Source organism: Cupriavidus sp. FW306-1B-F12B (assembly GCF_058781795.1).
In genome coordinates, this window is sequence record NZ_JBYSXC010000011.1 from 97,364 (window position 1) to 113,278 (window position 15,915).

At 65.5% G+C, this 15,915-nt stretch carries 11 protein-coding genes and 2 pseudogenes; 5 read left to right on the plus strand and 8 right to left on the minus strand.

Annotated features, from left to right (window positions below; translation table 11 throughout):
* The first annotated feature begins 13 nt into the window (after window positions 1–13).
* The 4 genes from AC3WLE_RS19210 (at window position 14) to AC3WLE_RS19225 (ending at window position 5,717) form a co-directional block, all read left to right on the plus strand.
* The gene (locus AC3WLE_RS19210) at window positions 14–2,455 is read left to right on the plus strand and encodes an efflux RND transporter permease subunit (protein WP_492321112.1); all 2,442 of its coding nucleotides are present in this window, start codon (window positions 14–16) and stop codon (window positions 2,453–2,455) included.
* Window positions 2,456–2,541: 86 nt separating this feature from the next.
* On the plus strand, window positions 2,542–3,723 hold the full coding sequence (locus tag AC3WLE_RS19215) for an NADH:flavin oxidoreductase (RefSeq protein ID WP_492321147.1): 1,182 nt from the start codon (window positions 2,542–2,544) through the stop codon (window positions 3,721–3,723).
* 75 nt (window positions 3,724–3,798) lie between these two features.
* On the plus strand, window positions 3,799–4,899 hold the full coding sequence (locus AC3WLE_RS19220; protein WP_492321113.1) for a 3-ketosteroid-9-alpha-monooxygenase, oxygenase component: 1,101 nt from the start codon (window positions 3,799–3,801) through the stop codon (window positions 4,897–4,899).
* A gap of 26 nt (window positions 4,900–4,925) precedes the next feature.
* Entirely contained in the window at window positions 4,926–5,717 is a 792-nt protein-coding gene (locus AC3WLE_RS19225; protein ID WP_492356696.1) for an SDR family oxidoreductase, read from the plus strand.
* A gap of 273 nt (window positions 5,718–5,990) precedes the next feature.
* Here the strand turns inward: AC3WLE_RS19225 and AC3WLE_RS19230 are convergent.
* The 8 genes and pseudogenes from AC3WLE_RS19230 to AC3WLE_RS19265 all read right to left on the minus strand — a co-directional run.
* Window positions 5,991–6,215 (minus strand): annotated as a pseudogene (locus AC3WLE_RS19230) (RHS repeat-associated core domain-containing protein); the annotation flags it as partial.
* A 21-nt stretch (window positions 6,216–6,236) separates the two neighbouring features.
* Window positions 6,237–6,566, minus strand: a complete 330-nt coding sequence (locus AC3WLE_RS19235) for a hypothetical protein (protein WP_492356697.1) — start codon at window positions 6,564–6,566, stop codon at window positions 6,237–6,239.
* Window positions 6,563–7,351 (minus strand): RHS repeat domain-containing protein, encoded by a 789-nt coding sequence (locus AC3WLE_RS19240; protein ID WP_492356698.1) that lies wholly within the window; start codon window positions 7,349–7,351, stop codon window positions 6,563–6,565. Before AC3WLE_RS19240 ends, AC3WLE_RS19235 begins: the two co-directional genes overlap by 4 nt.
* A 95-nt stretch (window positions 7,352–7,446) precedes the next feature.
* Complete coding sequence (locus AC3WLE_RS19245) at window positions 7,447–7,770, minus strand: hypothetical protein (RefSeq protein WP_492356699.1); 324 nt, start codon at window positions 7,768–7,770, stop codon at window positions 7,447–7,449.
* Window positions 7,771–8,075: 305 nt separating this feature from the next.
* Window positions 8,076–9,665: pseudogene (locus tag AC3WLE_RS19250) on the minus strand (RHS repeat-associated core domain-containing protein); the annotation flags it as partial.
* A gap of 313 nt (window positions 9,666–9,978) precedes the next feature.
* Window positions 9,979–11,358, minus strand: coding sequence for a DUF1329 domain-containing protein (locus AC3WLE_RS19255; protein WP_492321115.1), 1,380 nt, complete (start codon window positions 11,356–11,358; stop codon window positions 9,979–9,981).
* Between the two features lie 301 nt (window positions 11,359–11,659).
* The gene (locus AC3WLE_RS19260; protein WP_492321116.1) at window positions 11,660–12,787 is read right to left on the minus strand and encodes an acyl-CoA dehydrogenase family protein; all 1,128 of its coding nucleotides are present in this window, start codon (window positions 12,785–12,787) and stop codon (window positions 11,660–11,662) included.
* A gap of 13 nt (window positions 12,788–12,800) precedes the next feature.
* The gene (locus AC3WLE_RS19265) at window positions 12,801–13,994 is read right to left on the minus strand and encodes an acyl-CoA dehydrogenase family protein (RefSeq protein WP_492321117.1); all 1,194 of its coding nucleotides are present in this window, start codon (window positions 13,992–13,994) and stop codon (window positions 12,801–12,803) included.
* Between the two features lie 344 nt (window positions 13,995–14,338).
* On the opposite strand from AC3WLE_RS19265, the gene AC3WLE_RS19270 reads away from it, so the two are divergent.
* A complete protein-coding gene (locus AC3WLE_RS19270; RefSeq protein WP_492321118.1) occupies window positions 14,339–15,859 on the plus strand; it encodes a class I adenylate-forming enzyme family protein in 1,521 nt (506 codons plus the stop codon).
* Window positions 15,860–15,915: the final 56 nt, after the last annotated feature.

Sequence of the window (15,915 nt, forward strand, 5' to 3'; positions counted from 1 at the left end):
TGCGAGAACGATCATGAACCGCCCCCATTCTTCCGGCCGCCTGGGCCGCTTTGTCGATGCCTGCGCCAGCCTGCTGATGCAGCGGCGCCGCCTGCTGCTGGTGCTGTGCCTGGCCGTGACCGTGGCGCTGGGCGTCTCGGCCACGCGGCTGCGGCTCGATCCCGGCTTCAACAAGATGATCCCGCTGCAGCACCCGTACATGCAGGTGTTCACCAAGTACGCGAGCACCTTCTCCGGTGCCAACACGGTGCTGCTGAGCCTGCGCTGGAAGGGCGACGGCGACATCTACAACGCGGCCTTCATGGACAAGCTGCGCCGCGCCACCGATGACGTCTTCTTCATCCCCGGCGTGGACCGTTCGCGCGTGTTCTCGCTGTTCACGCCCAATGTGCGCTACACCGAGGTGACGGAGGCGGGCTTCCGCGGCGACGTGGTGGTGCCGGGACGCTTCTCCGGCGCGCCGGCCGAGCTCGACAAGGTGCGCCGCAACGTGGCGCGCTCTGGCCAGATCGGCCGCCTGGTCAGCAACGACCTGAAGTCCGCGCTGATCCGCGCGGAATTGCGCGAGACCGATCCGGCCACCGGCAAGACCATCGACTACGGCTCGGTCGCACGCCAGCTGGAGAAGATCCGCGGGGAATTCAGCGGCACCGACGTCGAGGTCAATATCGTCGGCTTCGCCAAGCTGGTGGGCGATGTGGAAGAGGGCATCGCCGGCGTGATGGGCTTCTTCGCGCTGGCCTTCGCCGTGACCGCGCTGCTGCTGTGGCTGTACACGCGCTCGCTGCGCATCACGCTGTTGTCGCTGGTGGTGGCGCTGCTGCCCGTGGCCTGGCTGCTGGGCTTGCTGCCGCTGCTGGGCTACGGCATCGATCCGATGTCGATCCTGGTGCCGTTCCTGATCTTTTCGATCGGGGTCTCGCACGCGGTGCAGATGACCAATGCCTGGAAGCAAGAGGTGGTGCAGGGACATGGTGCGCTCGACAGCGCCAGCGCGGCCTTCCGCAAGCTGTTCATCCCCGGCACGGTCGCGCTGCTGACCAACGCGCTCGGGTTCATGGTCATCATGCGCATCGAGATCGACATCGTGCGCGAGCTTGGCATCACCGCCTGCCTGGGCGTGCTGCTGATGATCGTGACCAACAAGGTGTTCCTGCCGATCCTGCTGTCGTACACGCGGCTGGAGCCGTCGGCGCTGGCATCGGCGCAGGCCCGGCGCGCGCACGGAACCGGCGGGCTGTGGCAGAAGTTCGGCGCGCTGGCGCGCCCGGGCCCGGCGCTGGGCGTGTTCGTTGCCGCGCTGGCGTTGCTTGCGGCCGGTGCCATCGATTCGCGCGGCCTCAAGATTGGCGATGTCGGCAGCGGCGCTCCGGAACTGCGCGCGGATTCGCGCTACAACCGCGACAGCGCCAGCATCGTGAGCCAGTACAACATCGGCTCGGATGCGCTGACCGTGGTGGTGGAGCCCACCGGCTTCGACGACGGCTGCCTGCACTACCCGGTGATGAGTGCGGTGGAACGCTTCGAGATGCATATGCGCGGCGTGTCCGGCGTGCAGTCGGTGGTGAGCGTGTCGTCGCTGGCCAAGGTGGTGATCGGCGCCTACAACGAGGGCAACCCGCGCTGGGAGGCGCTGCCGCGCAGCAGCGAGGGCCTGAGCCAGGGCGCCAAGGCCTTTGACCCGGACAACGGCATGAATACCTCGAACTGCCAGGCCATCCAGGTGCTGATCTACACCGCCAACCATGAGGGCGCCACCATCGCCCACATCATCCGCGAGATCCGCCGCTTCACCGCCGCCGACAAGACCCCCAACGTGGCGTTCCGCCTGGGCGGGGGCAATATCGGCGTGATGGCGGCCACCAATGAGGCCGTGGAGGAAGCCGAAGTGACCATGCTGCTGTCGATCTTCGGTGCGATCACGCTGCTGTGCCTGCTGACGTTCCGCTCGTGGCGCGCGGTGCTGTGCATCATCGTGCCGCTGACGCTGGTGTCGGTGCTGTGCAATGCGTTGATGGCGCGGCTTGGCATCGGGCTGAAGGTGTCGACGCTGCCGGTCATCACGCTGGGCGTGGGCGTCGGCGTGGACTACGGCATCTACCTGTATGAGCGCATCCAGCACCAGATCCGCGAGGAAGGGCAGGCCCTGCCGCAGGCCTTTGCCGAGGCCATGCGCCAGCGCGGTTCGGCGGCGCTGTTCACGGCGCTGACGATGTGCATCGGGGTGGGCACCTGGGCCTTTGCCGCGCTCAAGTTCCAGGCCGACATGGGGATCCTGCTGGCCTTCATGTTCCTGGTGAACCTGTTCGGCGCGGTGTCGCTGCTGCCGGCGCTGGCTGCGTGGCTGGGCGTGGAGGAAGAGGAGCGTGCGCGCGTGGCCGCCGGTGGTGCCGGTGGCGCCGCGCGCGGCGAGACGGTGCCGCCGGCGCACGCCCTGAAATCCGACGCGGTGTAAGGCCGATGGCCCGGAGAGACAGCATGCACGATCACCAGGCTTACGCGGCGGCGGCATTCACGCCGGTCCGCATCGGCCCGCTCACGCTGCGCAATCGCATTATCAAGGCCGGCGCCAACGAGGGCATGACGCCGCAGGGCCTGCCGACCGAGGCGCTGGTCAGGCACCACCGCGAGCTTGCCGCGGGCGGCGTGGGCATGACCACGGTCGCGTATGCGGCGGTGGCCGACGACGGCCTGACTTTTTCGCACCAGCTCAGCATGCGCCCGGAGCAGGTTGCGCACCTGCGCGTGCTGACCGATGCCGTGCATCGCGAAGGCGCGGCGGCCTGCCTGCAGATCACCCATGCGGGCTCGTTCACCACCATGCGCCACGGCGGCAGCCGTGCGCCAGGCAGCGCTTCATCCGGACTCAATGCCTTTGGCATGCTGCACGGCGTGTATTTCCAGCGTGCCATGCGCGAGGCGGACATGGCGCGCGTTGCCGGCCAGTTTGCCGCGGCGGCGCGGCTGGCGCGCGAAGCCGGCTTCGACGCGGTGGAAATCCACATGGGCCACGGCTACCTGCTCAACCAGTTCCTGTCGCCGCTGAGCAACCGGCGGCGCGATGCGTTCGGCGGCAGCGTGGAGAACCGCACCCGCTTTCCGGCCGCGGTACTGCGCCAGGTGAAGGACGCGGTCGGCGCCGAGCTGGCGGTCTGCTGCAAGCTGAGCGTCAGCGACGGCGTGCCGGGCGGCAACGAGCCCGCGGATTCCGCCGTGAGCGCGCGTCTGCTGGAGGCGGAAGGCGCCGACCTGCTGACCCTCAGCGGCGGGCGCAACGTCGAGAGCCCGTGGGCGCTGTTCGGCAGCCCCATGCCCACGGCGCAGATGAAGGCCGCCGCGCCGACCGCGGTGGCGCGCTTCGGCATCACCATGCTGGAAAAGCGCACGCCGCGCGCGCTGGCCTTTCGCGAGCTGTACTTCCTGGAGGCGTCGCGCGTGGTGCGGCGGGCGGTGCGCATGCCGCTGGCCTATATCGGCGGCGTCAAGTCGATCGGCAATGTCGCGCAGCTGATGGAAGAGGGCTTCGACTGTGTCGCGCTGGCGCGCGCGCTGATCCATGATCCCGCGCTGGTCGCCAACTGGCGCAGCGGCGCGGTGGCGCATTCGGCCTGTGACAGCTGCAATGGCTGCGTGGCCCGGATCTACGATCCGGCGGGCGTCAGTTGCGTGCATGGCCCGGGCAATGATCCGGCGCTGACCAGGATTGCCGCCGCGCTGCAGTAGTCCGATGAGACGATGAGCCGCCGGCCAGACGCTCTTATCTTGAAGGTCCCACGGGAATTCAAGGAGACAGACGCCATGACCGCTGACGGCAACCAGACTGGCTACAAGGCCGGCTACAAGATCGAATCACGCCCGCTCGAGGCCCGCTACGCGCGCGGCTGGCATTGCCTCGGCCCTGCCGATGGCTACCGCGACGGCGTGCCGCACACGCTGAATATCTTCGGCCGGCGCCTGGCCGCGTTTGCCGACTCGACCGGCGCGATTCGCGTGATTGACGGCTACTGTCCGCACATGGGCGCAGACCTGAGCACCGGCACCGTGCAGGGCGACAACCTGGTCTGCCCGTTCCACGGCTGGCAGTGGGGCGGCGACGGTGGCTGCAAGTCCATTCCCTACTGCAAGCGGGTGCCGCCCAAGGCCCGTGTCGGCGCCTGGGAGACCTGCGAGCAGAACCGCTTGCTCTTCATCTGGCACGATCCCGAAGGCCGCCCGGCACCCCCCGAGGTGGCGATTCCGCGCATCGAGGCCTGCTTCTCGCCGGAGTGGTCGGACTGGGCCATCGACGAGATGGTGATCCAGACCAACTGCCGCGAGCTGGTCGACAACATCTCCGACATGGCGCATTTCGGCACGGTCCATGGCGCGCCGGTGGACTACTTTGCCAACCTGTTCGAAGACCACAAGGCCACGCAGCTGATGATCGGGCGCAGTGCCCGGCTCTCGGGCGATGCACAGCTGACGGCGCTGTCCACGTACTTCGGGCCCGCGTACCACATCACCGAGATGATCGGACAGATGGGCGACCAGCAGATCCACTCGATCCTGCTCAACTGCCATGTGCCGATCGACCTCAACAGCTTTGCGCTGCGCTACGGCGTGCTGGTGAAGAAGATCCCGGGGCTGTCCGAGGAGCAGAACCGTGCCATGGCGCAAGCCTATGTGGAGCAGGCCAAACAGGCCTTCTACGAGGACGTGGCGATCTGGGACAGCAAGATCCGCATCGACAACCCGCTGCTGTGCGAAGGCGACGGGCCCATCTACCAGATGCGTGACTGGTACCAGCAGTTCTACACCGACGTGGAGCAGGTGCGGCCGTCGAGCGTGGCACGGCGCATCTTTGAGCTGAACCCGGGCAATATCGAGCCGCCGGCGCTGCGGCATGTGTTCGAGGCCTGATGGCAACCTCCACGGAACCTCGCACCATGAAAACCGTCGTCATTACCGGAGCCGCGTCCGGCATGGGCGCGGCCGTGCGCCAGCGCATGCTCGCCGACGGCTGCCGGGTCATCGGCATCGACCTGCGCGATGCCGACATCGTTGCCGACCTGTCCAGCCAGCAGGGCCGCGCTGCCGCGATCGACGCCGTACTGTCGCGGTCGGGCGGCCGCATCGACCAGCTGGTCTGCTGCGCCGGCCTGGGCCCGCATGTCGAACCCGCCACGCTGGTGGCATCGGTCAACTACTTCGGCGTGGTGGCGCTGCTGGATGGCCTGTTCGAGGCGCTGCGCCAGGGCTCGGATCCGTGCGCCGTAGTGGTATCGTCCAATTCGGCCACGCTCCAGTCCTGGGAGGGCAGCCCGCTGCGTGATGCCTACCTTTCCGGCGACGAGCCCGGCGTGCGCGCGATGGTGGCAGCCGCCGCGGCGGCGCAAGCCACCCGGGACCAGGCTGGCTATATTGCCTATGCCAGTTCCAAGCATGCGGTGGCGGCGGCCGCGCGGCAACGTGCCGCCGCGTGGGGCCAGGCCGGCGTGCGCCTCAACGTGGTCGCGCCGGGCGCGGTGGAAACGCCGCTGCTGCAGGCCGGCCTGAAGGATCCGCGCTATGGCGACGCCATCCGCGATTTCCTGCCGCCGTTGGGGAGGCGCGCCCAGCCTGAGGAAGTGGCCGCGCTGATCGCCTTCCTGTGCGGGCCGCAGGCGGCCTACATGCACGGCAATGTGGTGTTCATCGACGGTGGGCTGGATGCAGCGCAGCGGCCGCTGATGTTCTGAGCCGCGCGCTCGCCGCGGGACGCGGCGGTTCAGGTCATCTCAGTCTCCCCCCAATCGTTAATGTGTGCCTATCGCCATCCCCATCCCCATGCCCAGGAATCCCCTTTGGCTGGCGCACCTGTTGGAACACTCAGAGCCCCGCCGGGCCGTCTTTATTCGCGTGACTCAGTGCGAGATCCTTGTTGGGAGTCCACGAAACATACTGGCTTTCCCCAGTCAGCCCACCTTCCGCATGTGCTTCGGGTGATAGCTTCGCGTTTGGATTCGCAGGCTTCACGATCCAACGATCCCTTTCTTGGCCGCTTCAATCGCGGAATCCTTTGCGCTCACACCGCGATAGAGGTGGCAGTTTGTCAAGCCTGGCGGGTCAATGTTAGGCGCGTACTGATGGGCATTCCAGCCGCCCAATAACCCAATCGGGTCCTTGCTGACGAAGCGCCCCGACACCGGCTCATATTGCCGGTGCCGTTTGTAGTGCAGGCCGTTCTCGTGGTCGAAGTATTGCCCCTGAAGGTCTCGTCACGAATCCCCTTTGATACGAAAGACCTCTTTAAGCTCGACTTCGTCATCTGGATCCCCGTCTTCGAAACATCTGAAGCCTCTACCGCTCAGCGCCTCCCGAACTAAACGGTACAGATTGAGAGATTTGAAGTTAACCGCGAGCCAAATTGACCCTTCGTCCTCCGCTGTCAGGCGCACATCATAGTCCGCCTGACTATTCAAGGCGTGGTCTTTCAGGTCGACATGCCTTCCCTGCGTCGCGACGCAAGCCTTGCTCGCCTGCAGCGTAGCAATGACCTCTTGCGCCGCAGACGCGTCATCAAAGATTAGCTTGTACTCGTAGCTCATGATCCGTGTGCCCTCCCTCGAACAGTGGGTAAATCGGCGGGATTCCTGATGCCAATGTGTGTTTGGTTCAGATCGAGCGATACTGTCCCACGATCATTGAGCTGATTGCCGGCAGGATCTTCTTTGTGAACGTGTGCATTGTTACCGGATTTGAATGTGCAAGGGCACTTATTCCCGTACTTATGAACTCTAACCTCTGAACCATCCGAATGCTTCCACGTTTGGATTACGCCATTGTCCTTTGTCTTTGAGAAGCCTGCGCCGTCCAAGATTGAACCGACGCGAGACACGCTTTTACCTTTTACTCGAGGTAAATCTGAGGCCGCAGAAAACCCCAGCGGGTCAACCCACAGCACCGGGTTAGGCACGTACTGATAGACGTTGATACCGCCAGTCAGCCCGATGGGGTCCTTGTTGATGAATCTACCAGAGTTCGGATCGTAATACCGGTGCCGGTTGTAGTGCAGCCCGTTCTCGTGATCGTAATACTTCCCCTGGAAGCGCAGCGGATTCTGGATGCCGGCCCTGCGCGCGGCATTAGAGATAACCTCCTGCGCCGCGCCCCACGCCTTGTACTGCACGCTCCACGCCAGCTCGCCCGCCTCGTCGGTCAGTTCCTGCGGCGTGCCCAGGTGGTCGCATTGATACCAGGCGAGCGCCTCGAACGGCTGCGGCGCGGCCTGCTGGGTCCACAGCGGATCGTCGTTCAGGTCATAGTCTCCCTCCCAGGCGGGTTCAGGCAGCAGGTCGATGGCCTCGCGCCGCACCGCCTGCGCCAGCGGCACGAAACTGCCCGGCTCGTACAGGTAGTGCGTCGTGCGCGCCGCGCCAAGGATGGGTTGGTAGTGATTGCTGGCGCCTTGTAGCGGACCCCATCAACTCATTTGACAAATGTGTCAATGTCGTCGAGAGCGTCTTGGGCTCTTCCAGACAAGGAATCGTCTTTGAGTTTGCTTTCCAGAACGGGGATCACCTTCTTCTTATCAACCATGGCATACATTCTAGCTACGTGACCAATGCATGTAATACCTAAGCCCCTGATATCCTCGTTCATCCCGTTCTCAATCGCGTCGACGCACCTATCCTGAATCCAGTCTGTGTCATCGATGTTGAAGCACAAATACATGAGCGCATCTATAACCACATTGCTTTCAGCAGATTTCAATAGAACTTCGATTTCTTCTTTACTGTACTGGGCACTCATATAGCTCACCTTTTTATCCTTCCCTTGCTGGTGACTATTCCCCCTTTTTTAAGGGCAGATTGCTGATCGTTGTGCAAGTCACACCAGCAGCGAACGTGACCATGAAATTCCTCATCACCGTTTGGATGACTTCTGGTTTTGTCCATCACGACAAGCTCATCATTGTCAACATCGACTCCAACACGCCTTGGCGATGTGTCTTTAACTTGGACTGAGTTATCGAGTGCAGCTTGTCCGTTAGTCGGAGCTCTGCTTTTCACCGCATTGTCCGTGGCTCCATGATAGGGAGCATCCTTATAAACGCGAGCCAACCCGAGCGGATCAACCCACCTCACCGGATTGGGTGCGTACTGGTAGACGTTGATGCCGCCCGCGAGCCCGATGGGGTCCTTGCTAACAAACCGCCCCGCCACCGGATCATAATACCGGTGCCGGTTGTAGTGCAGCCCGTTCTCGTGATCGTAATACTGCCCCTGGAAGCGCAGCGGATTCTGGATGCCGGCCTTCCTCGCGGCGTTCGAGATTGCCTCCTGCGCCGCGCCCCACGCCTTGTACTGCGCGCTCCACGCCAGTTCGCCCGCCTCGTCGGTCAGTTCCTGCGGCGTGCCCAGGTGGTCGCATTGATACCAGGCGAGCGCCTCGAACGGCTGCGGCGCGGCCTGCTGGGTCCACAGCGGATCGTCGTTCAGGTCATAGTCTCCCTCCCAGGCGGGTTCAGGCAGCAGGTCGATGGCCTCGCGCCGCACCGCCTGCGCCAGCGGCACGAAACTGCCCGGCTCGTACAGGTAGTGCGTGGTGCGCTCCGCACCCGGTATTATCCGGAAGTGGTCGCCGACACCGGCCTCGGGTTCCTGGCGGCTCTCCCACGCAAGTTGGTCACCGTCCCAGCCATACAGCGTGAAGGCGCAGCCGTATTCCTGGTTCAGCCGTGCCCGCTCGTTGCGCCGGTAGATTTCGCCGTCATTCTGGTTCTCGAAGTAGTTGGCCGACGACGACTTGGACAGGCGCCGCCCCAGCGCGTCATAGCGGTACTTCACCTCGACCTTCGGGCTGTGCCAGCCCACCAGCCGGTTGAAGGCATCCCAGGCGAAGCGCTCATGGACACCGTTGACCACGCGCAAACTCAGGTTGCCGCGCTCGTCCCACTCGTAGTGGGTACCGGCGTACTGCTTAAGCAGGTTGTCCACCAGCTTCGGGCGGCCTTGCAGGCGGCTGTGGAACTCGGGCCGGCCACGGGCCGGGTCGGCTTTGAATACGCGCGTGTCGGGGTCGTGCAGCAGGTTGCCCGCCGGGTCGAAGTCAAAGGTTTCCACCCCGAGCGCGCTGTTGGCCTCCAGCAGGCGCCCCACCGGATCGTAGCGGTATTGCAGCGTGCCGCGCCGCATGTCGCGGATGCTGGACAGTTGCCCCGCCGCGTCGTATTGGTACTCGCGGCGCAGCATGCGCTGGCCCGCATGGGCGCCCTCGACGTGTGAAAGCGTCTGTTCCAGCAAACGTCCCGCGGGGTCGTACACCTGCGACTGCGCCAGCCGGTTGCCCTGCGTGCGGGCAATCTCCCGGTGCAGGTTGTCGCGCTCGAACTGCACCAACTCCCGGTCGTCCAGCATCACGCCGTGCACATGGCCAGAGCCGTAGGTAAGCACGCCCACGCGGTGCCCGTCCGGGCGAACGGTGGCGATGCGCTGATTCAGCGCGTCGTATTCGTGCCGCCACACGGCCACCAGCGGCACCTTCAGGCAGCGGTAGTGCTGGTGTTCGCGCACCACATTGCCCGCTGCGTCGTGGAACCATTGCAGGCGGCTGTCGGCGTTTTCGGCCAGGATCAGGCGCCCGTTGCCGTTATAGGTGAAGGTTTCCGTCAGTACACGCGGCACGCGCACTTGAGGCGCATCAATTCGCCTCAAATGTTGTTCGGGGCGGCGTTCAGCGATAAATTGGACGAATTCTAGAAATTATTCGTTTTGATCGAAATCAGAATTAAATAAATCTGATTTTATAGGGGGATTTCATGAAATGACTCGGGTACTAGCGTACAGGAAGGGATGGGATGCATGGCACATTGCCACGCCGGCGCCAGCCGCCACACCGAGGCAAGCGGGCAGTGGCGTTGGGGAACAGCGGGAGGGGAGTCGTTGCCTTGCGGCATGGGCGGGGAGGGGGGCCCGGCCGGGCGCCAAAGGCTGCGCCCGGCCGGGTATCACGATGGGATCAGGTACCCGACCCGCGCGCGGCGTCCGGTGAGAAGAACACCTCGTTGAATTCCGGGCTGTTGTTCAGCGTTGCCATCGGGCCTTCGTTGGTCAGGCGGTCGGCCATGTAGGCACCCGAAATCAGGTCATGGTAGAACACCGTGGTCGGATAGTAGCGGCGCGCATCATAGGCGTATACCGAGGCCTGGAGATTGGTGCGCCACAACTGGCCGCGGCCATCGTAGTTGTCGGCCGCCAGGGCCAGCCAGCTGTCTTCGTCGAGATACAGCACGCGCTTCGCATACTGGTGCCGGAAGCCGGACTTGAGCGTTGCTTCCAGTACCCACACCCGATGCGGTTCATAGCGCATCACGTCCGGATTGGCATGGCCATTCGTGAGCAGTTCCTTGTACTTGACGGAAGTGCTCAGCAGCTTGTAGTTGTGGTACGGGACGAAGATCTCCTTCTTGCCGACGATCTTCCAGTTGTAGCGCTCGCCCGAGCCGTTGAAGAGCCGGTCGTCGTCCACGGTGCGGAAGCCGCCGGGGCCCTGGGGCTGGTCAAAGCCGAATTCCGGCGCCTGGCGCACCCGCCGCGTGCCCGGGTTGTAGATCCACGTGCGGTTGGAGTCAGAACCCTCCTGGTCCCAGACCGCATAGCCCACGATCACCTGGCCGCGGTCGCGCAACGGCAGATCCGTGGAGGTGCGGAAGAAGGAGCGCTCGTTGAGGGCGCTGCGCGGGTCAAACTTGCCATTGTTGCGCGGCGACAGGATGCTGTACGAGACGCGCCCCCACGCGATCGAGCCGTTCGGATACACCACGGCCTGGTCGAACTGAGCCTTCTCGGTGCCGATGGCCGACGAGAAACGCTGGTTCCACAACAGCTCCATCGCGGTTTTCGGAATCGGGTAGGGAACCTGCGGACCCGCTTCCTTCAGGCCGTTGGCATCACTCGTCATGCTGACGGTGGTGGCGTAGGTGCGGATGTCCTTGTAGACCGCGTCCTCGTAGCGGAAATCGCGATGGCTTGGGTACACCGGCATCTTGAAGGTATCGGGATACTTCTTGAACAGCGCCTTCTGCCCGTCGCTGAGCCGCTCGGCATACTGCGCCATGTTCTGCGCGGTGATGACGAACAGCGGCTTCTCATCGGCATACGGGTCCGGGTAGCGTTCGCCGCGCTGGTATTTGACATGCGCCGGCGTGCCCAGCCACTTGCCGGACCATGCCGGGACCTCGCCGTCCTTGCTGGCGGCACGCTCGGCGCCCATCGGCGTGAGGGGGCCATCCAGTTGCTTGAGTTCCTCCGGGGTGGCCTTCGCCCACGATGCCGCCGCCAGGGCCATGCTGGTGAGCAGCAGGCCACCGCGTATCAGTTGTCTTGTGCTGGATTTCATTGAAGTCTCGCTCCTTGTAAAGAGGAATTGCCGGCGCCGGCTGTGCCTGTGCCTGTGGTGACAGCGTAGTGATGGCGCGGCGGCGGGGAATCGTTGGAACGGACTAGTGGATTTCCCTAGCGTCCGGCGTGGCGGAGGGGGCGGGGACAATCCGGGTGGCGTGCCAGCATCCCGCGAGGAGTGCGGGAGCGTACCGGGGCGGTACGGGAAGGGGGGAGGCGGGGGTAGGGGACTTAAACGGCGCGAGGCCGGGCAAGTGCCCGGCCTCGCGCCAGCGTGCGGCCAGCGGCCGCAGCCAGGGTCAGGCTTCCATCACTTCGCCGAAGCGCTGCAGGTGGTAGTCGCTGTCGCCCAGCAACTGGTCCAGCATGGTCAGGCGCTTGAAGTAGTCGCCCACGGACAGCTCATCGGTCATGCCCATGCCGCCATGCAGCTGCACGGCCTGCTGGCCGACGAAGCGCCCGGCGCGGGCCAGCGTCACCTTGGCCGCGGACAGCATGCGGCGGCGCGCGGCGGGATCGGCCTCGTCCAGCGCCTGGACTGCGACGTAGGCCATCGACAGTGCCAGCTCCTTCTGCACCAGCATGTCGGCCATGCGGTGCTGCAGTGCCTGGAAGCTGGCCAGCGGCTTGCCGAACTGCTGGCGCGTGCCCAGGTACTCGGCGGTGATCTCGATCAGCTTTTCCATGGCGCCGGCGCCCTCGGCGCACAGCGCGGCAACACCGTGCTCAAGGCCCACGCCCAGCGCGGCCAGGCCGTCGGCGGGCTGGCCCACCAGCGCGCTGGCCGGCACGGTGACGTTCTGCAGCGACAGGTCGGCGGCGCGCAGGCCGTCGATGGTCGGGTAGGCGGTGACGCCCAGGCCCTTGCTGTCGCGCGGCACCAGGAACAACGCAATCTCATTGCTGCCGGCCACGCGCGCGGTCAGCAGGTAGGCGTCGGCGGCGGCGCCGTGCCAGACCACGCTCTTGATGCCGTTGAGCACGTAGCCGTCGCCGCTGCGCTCGGCGCTGGCGCGCGCCGATTCCGGGCGGTAGCGGGTGGTCGGCTCCAGGTAGGCCAGCGTCACGATGCGCTCGCCCGAGGCGATCGCGGGCAGCCATTCTTGCTTCTGCGCGGCGCTGCCGTGGGCGGCCAGGATGGCCGCGGCCATCACGCCGCTGGGCGTGACCGGCTCCAGCACCAGGCCGCGGCCCAGTTCGCGCTGCACCACCAGCTGGCTGGCGGGGCCTTCGCCGAAGCCGCCGAAGTCGGCCGGCACGGTCAGGCCCAGCACGCCCATTTCAGCCAGCTTGTTCCACACGCCGCGATCCAGGCTCTCGCCTGCGCGCGCGCTCTTGCGGCGGGCCTCGAAGGTGTATTCGGTATCGATGAAGCGACGCAGGCTGTCCGCCAGCATCTGTTGCTCTTCGCTGTAGGTGAAGTCCATGTCAGCTATCCCTTCAGAAACCCAGGATCATCTTGGAGATGATGTTCTTCTGCACTTCGGTCGCGCCGCCGTAGATCGAGGTCTTGCGCATGTCGTAGTAGGTGGAGGCGGCAGGGGCGGCCCAGTCAGGGCCCGCCACCGGCTGCGCCGCGCCCGGTTCAAGCCAGTCCGGCGAATACGGCCAGGCGTTGGGGCCGGCCACTTCCATCATCAGCATGCCCAGGTCCTGCTGCACCTCGGAGCCGCGGATCTTGACGATCGAGGCCTCGGGCCCGGGGGTGCCGGCGGCCTGCGTGGCGACGCGCAGCAGCAGCATTTCCAGCGCCATGATGTCCATCTCGACGCGGGCGATCTTGTCGCGCATGCGCACGTCTTCGATCAGCGGGCGGCCGGCGCCGTCGGTGGCCTGGCTGGCGTAGTGCTTGAGCAGGCGCAGCTCGCGGTGGCAGTGGCCGATGCCGGCAATGCCGGTGCGTTCATGGCCGAGCAGGTACTTGGCATAGGTCCAGGCGCGGTTCTCTTCGCCGACCAGGTTCCCGACCGGCACTTCCACGTCTTCGAACCAGGTCTCGTTGACGTCGTGGCCGCCGTCGAGCGTCTTGATCGGACGCACCGTCACGCCGGGCGACTTCATGTCGATCAGCAGCATCGAGATGCCTTCCTGGGCCTTGGCCTCGGGGTCGGTGCGCACCAGGCAGAAGATCCAGTCGGCGAAGTGGGCCATGGTGGTCCAGGTCTTCTGGCCGTTGACGATGTATTTGTCGCCCTTGCGCACCGCGCGCGTCTTCAGCGAGGCCAGGTCGGAACCCGAGCCCGGCTCGGAGTAGCCCTGGCACCAGAAGTCGTCGATATTGGGGATGCGCGGCAGGAAGCGCTGCTGCATCTCGGGGCTGGCGTACTTCATCAGCACCGGACCGATCATGGTCAGGCCGAACGGCAGCAGGCGCGGCGCGCCGGCGCGGAAGGTCTCGATCTCGAAGATCAGGCGCTGCAGCGCGGTCCAGCCGGTGCCGCCCCATTGCCTGGGCCAGGTCGGCGCACCCCAGCCGCGGGCCTGCAGGATGCGGTGCCAGCGGATGTAGTCGTCCTTTTCCACGCGCTGGTGGTTGAGAACCTTGTTGCGGATGTCTTCCGGCAGGCTGGCCTGCGCGAATGCACGGACCTCCTCGCGGAAGGCCTGTTCCTCGGCGGTGAAACGCAAATCCATCTGAATGTCCCCTGTGGTACGCGGGCCGCGCGGCGCTTCTTGCCCAGCCTGGTTGTGCAGTGCGTCAAAGCGGCGGCCCTCACTGTGCCGGCCGATTGTAGGGGCCGGGCGCGATTCTTTGCTTCATCAATCATAAAGCCGTCCTTCGCGGAGGCGGAACCACCTGCGCCGGGTGGTGGCGGGGCGAACGGCGGCTGGCCAGTGGCGTTGACGAACACGGCCTTAGTGAATTCCAAATGGCTCCGGCACGGGGCTTGCCGCAAACTGATGCAGCCAGTTTCATGTGGCCGGGTGCATTCCGCCGCATATCCAAGTCAGCCTGCATCGAGAGACCCACCAGCACCATGTCTTCCTTCCGCCCCGAATATATCCACGACATCCCCCGCTACTGGGCCGCGCAGACGCCTGACGCGCCGTGCCTGCACGAGAACGGCGCCGTCATCAGCTACGGCGAGCTGTGGCGGCGCATCGAGGCCGCCCGCGACTGGCTGGCGGCGCAGGGCGTGGGCGAGGGCGACCGCGTGATGGTGGTCGGCGAGAACTGCAACGAGATGGTGGTCACGCTGTTCGCCAGCAGCCTGCTGCACGCATGGCCGATCCAGGTCAATGCGCGCCTGTCCGCGCGCGAGATCGACAATATCCGCGATCATGCGCAGCCGGCGCTGGTGCTGTTCACCGGCCATGTCTCCGACGTGGCCGCGGCGCACGGCGAGCGGCTGGGCGCACAGGCCACCGGCTGCCCGGTGTTCGACGCCGGCATGCGGGTGGTGCGTGCGGCCACCCCGCCGCAGCGCGAGCCGGCCGGGCTGGCCCGCAGCGTCGCCACGCTGATCTATACCTCAGGCACCACCGGCGCGCCCAAGGGCGTGATGGTGCCGCATCAGGGCCTGACGCAGTTTGCGCGCATCTCCGCCACCTCGCGCGACATGGGCCCGGCTGACGTGGCCTATGGCGCGTTGCCGATGTCGCATATCTTCGGCATTGCCACGGTGCTGATGGCCACGCTGTATGCCGGCGCCAGCCTGTTCCTGCGCCCGCGCTTCGACGCCAGTGAAGTGTTCGAGTCGCTGGCATCGCCCGGCGTCACCATCCTGCAGGGCGTGCCGACCATGTTCACGCGCATCATGGCGGTGGCGCCCACCGTCGGCGCGAAGCCCGGCGCCTATCCGCGCCTGCGCTACCTCTATACCGGCGGCGCGCCGCTGGACCCCACGCTCAAGCGCGAGGTCGAAACCCTGTTCGGCCAGGCGCTGCACCATGGCTACGGCATCACCGAATACGCCGGCTCGCTCTTCATCACGCGCATGGAAGCCCCGCGCGCCGACTGCTCGGCCGGCTATATCGTCGAAGGCGTTGAGATCGAGATCACCGATGCCGAAGGCAAGCGGCTTCCCGCCGGCGAGCGCGGCCAGATCCGCGTGCGCGGCCCGGGCGTGATGCTGGGCTACTACCGCAACCCCGAGCAGACCGCCGAGGCGCTGCTGCCCGGCGGCTGGCTCAATACCGGCGACCTGGGCTACCTGGATGCCGACGGCGCGCTGTTTATCTCCGGCCGCTCCAAGGACCTGATCATCCGCTCCGGCTTCAACGTCTACCCGATCGAGGTCGAGTCGGTGATCAATGCCTTCCCCGGCGTGCGCCAGTCGGCCGTGGTCGGACGCACCACCGGCGACGGCAACGAGGAAGTGGTGGCCTTCATTGAAATGCAGGACGGCGCCGAGCTTGACCGCAAGGCGCTGGACACCTACCTGCGCGAGAGCCTGGCCCCGTACAAGCGGCCGGCCGAGGTCCGCACCGTCGACGTGATTCCGACCACGGCGAGCGGCAAGCTGCTCAAGCAGCCGCTGCGCGCCATGCTCGATTAAGCGCCCGACGGGCCTGCCGGCCCCGGGCAATATCAGCCATATCTGGAGGAGACAAT

Bases quoted from the DNA above. Each gene is read 5' to 3' on its own strand.
- AC3WLE_RS19210 (WP_492321112.1), top strand. From the start codon at position 14: ATGAACCGCCCCCATTCTTCCGGCCGCCTGGGCCGCTTTGTCGATGCC.
- AC3WLE_RS19220 (WP_492321113.1), top strand. From the start codon at position 3,799: ATGACCGCTGACGGCAACCAGACTGGCTACAAGGCCGGCTACAAGATC.
- AC3WLE_RS19225 (WP_492356696.1), top strand. From the start codon at position 4,926: ATGAAAACCGTCGTCATTACCGGAGCCGCGTCCGGCATGGGCGCGGCC.
- AC3WLE_RS19235 (WP_492356697.1), bottom strand. From the start codon at position 6,566: ATGAGCTACGAGTACAAGCTAATCTTTGATGACGCGTCTGCGGCGCAA.
- AC3WLE_RS19245 (WP_492356699.1), bottom strand. From the start codon at position 7,770: ATGAGTGCCCAGTACAGTAAAGAAGAAATCGAAGTTCTATTGAAATCT.
- AC3WLE_RS19255 (WP_492321115.1), bottom strand. From the start codon at position 11,358: ATGAAATCCAGCACAAGACAACTGATACGCGGTGGCCTGCTGCTCACC.
- AC3WLE_RS19260 (WP_492321116.1), bottom strand. From the start codon at position 12,787: ATGGACTTCACCTACAGCGAAGAGCAACAGATGCTGGCGGACAGCCTG.
- AC3WLE_RS19265 (WP_492321117.1), bottom strand. From the start codon at position 13,994: ATGGATTTGCGTTTCACCGCCGAGGAACAGGCCTTCCGCGAGGAGGTC.
- AC3WLE_RS19270 (WP_492321118.1), top strand. From the start codon at position 14,339: ATGTCTTCCTTCCGCCCCGAATATATCCACGACATCCCCCGCTACTGG.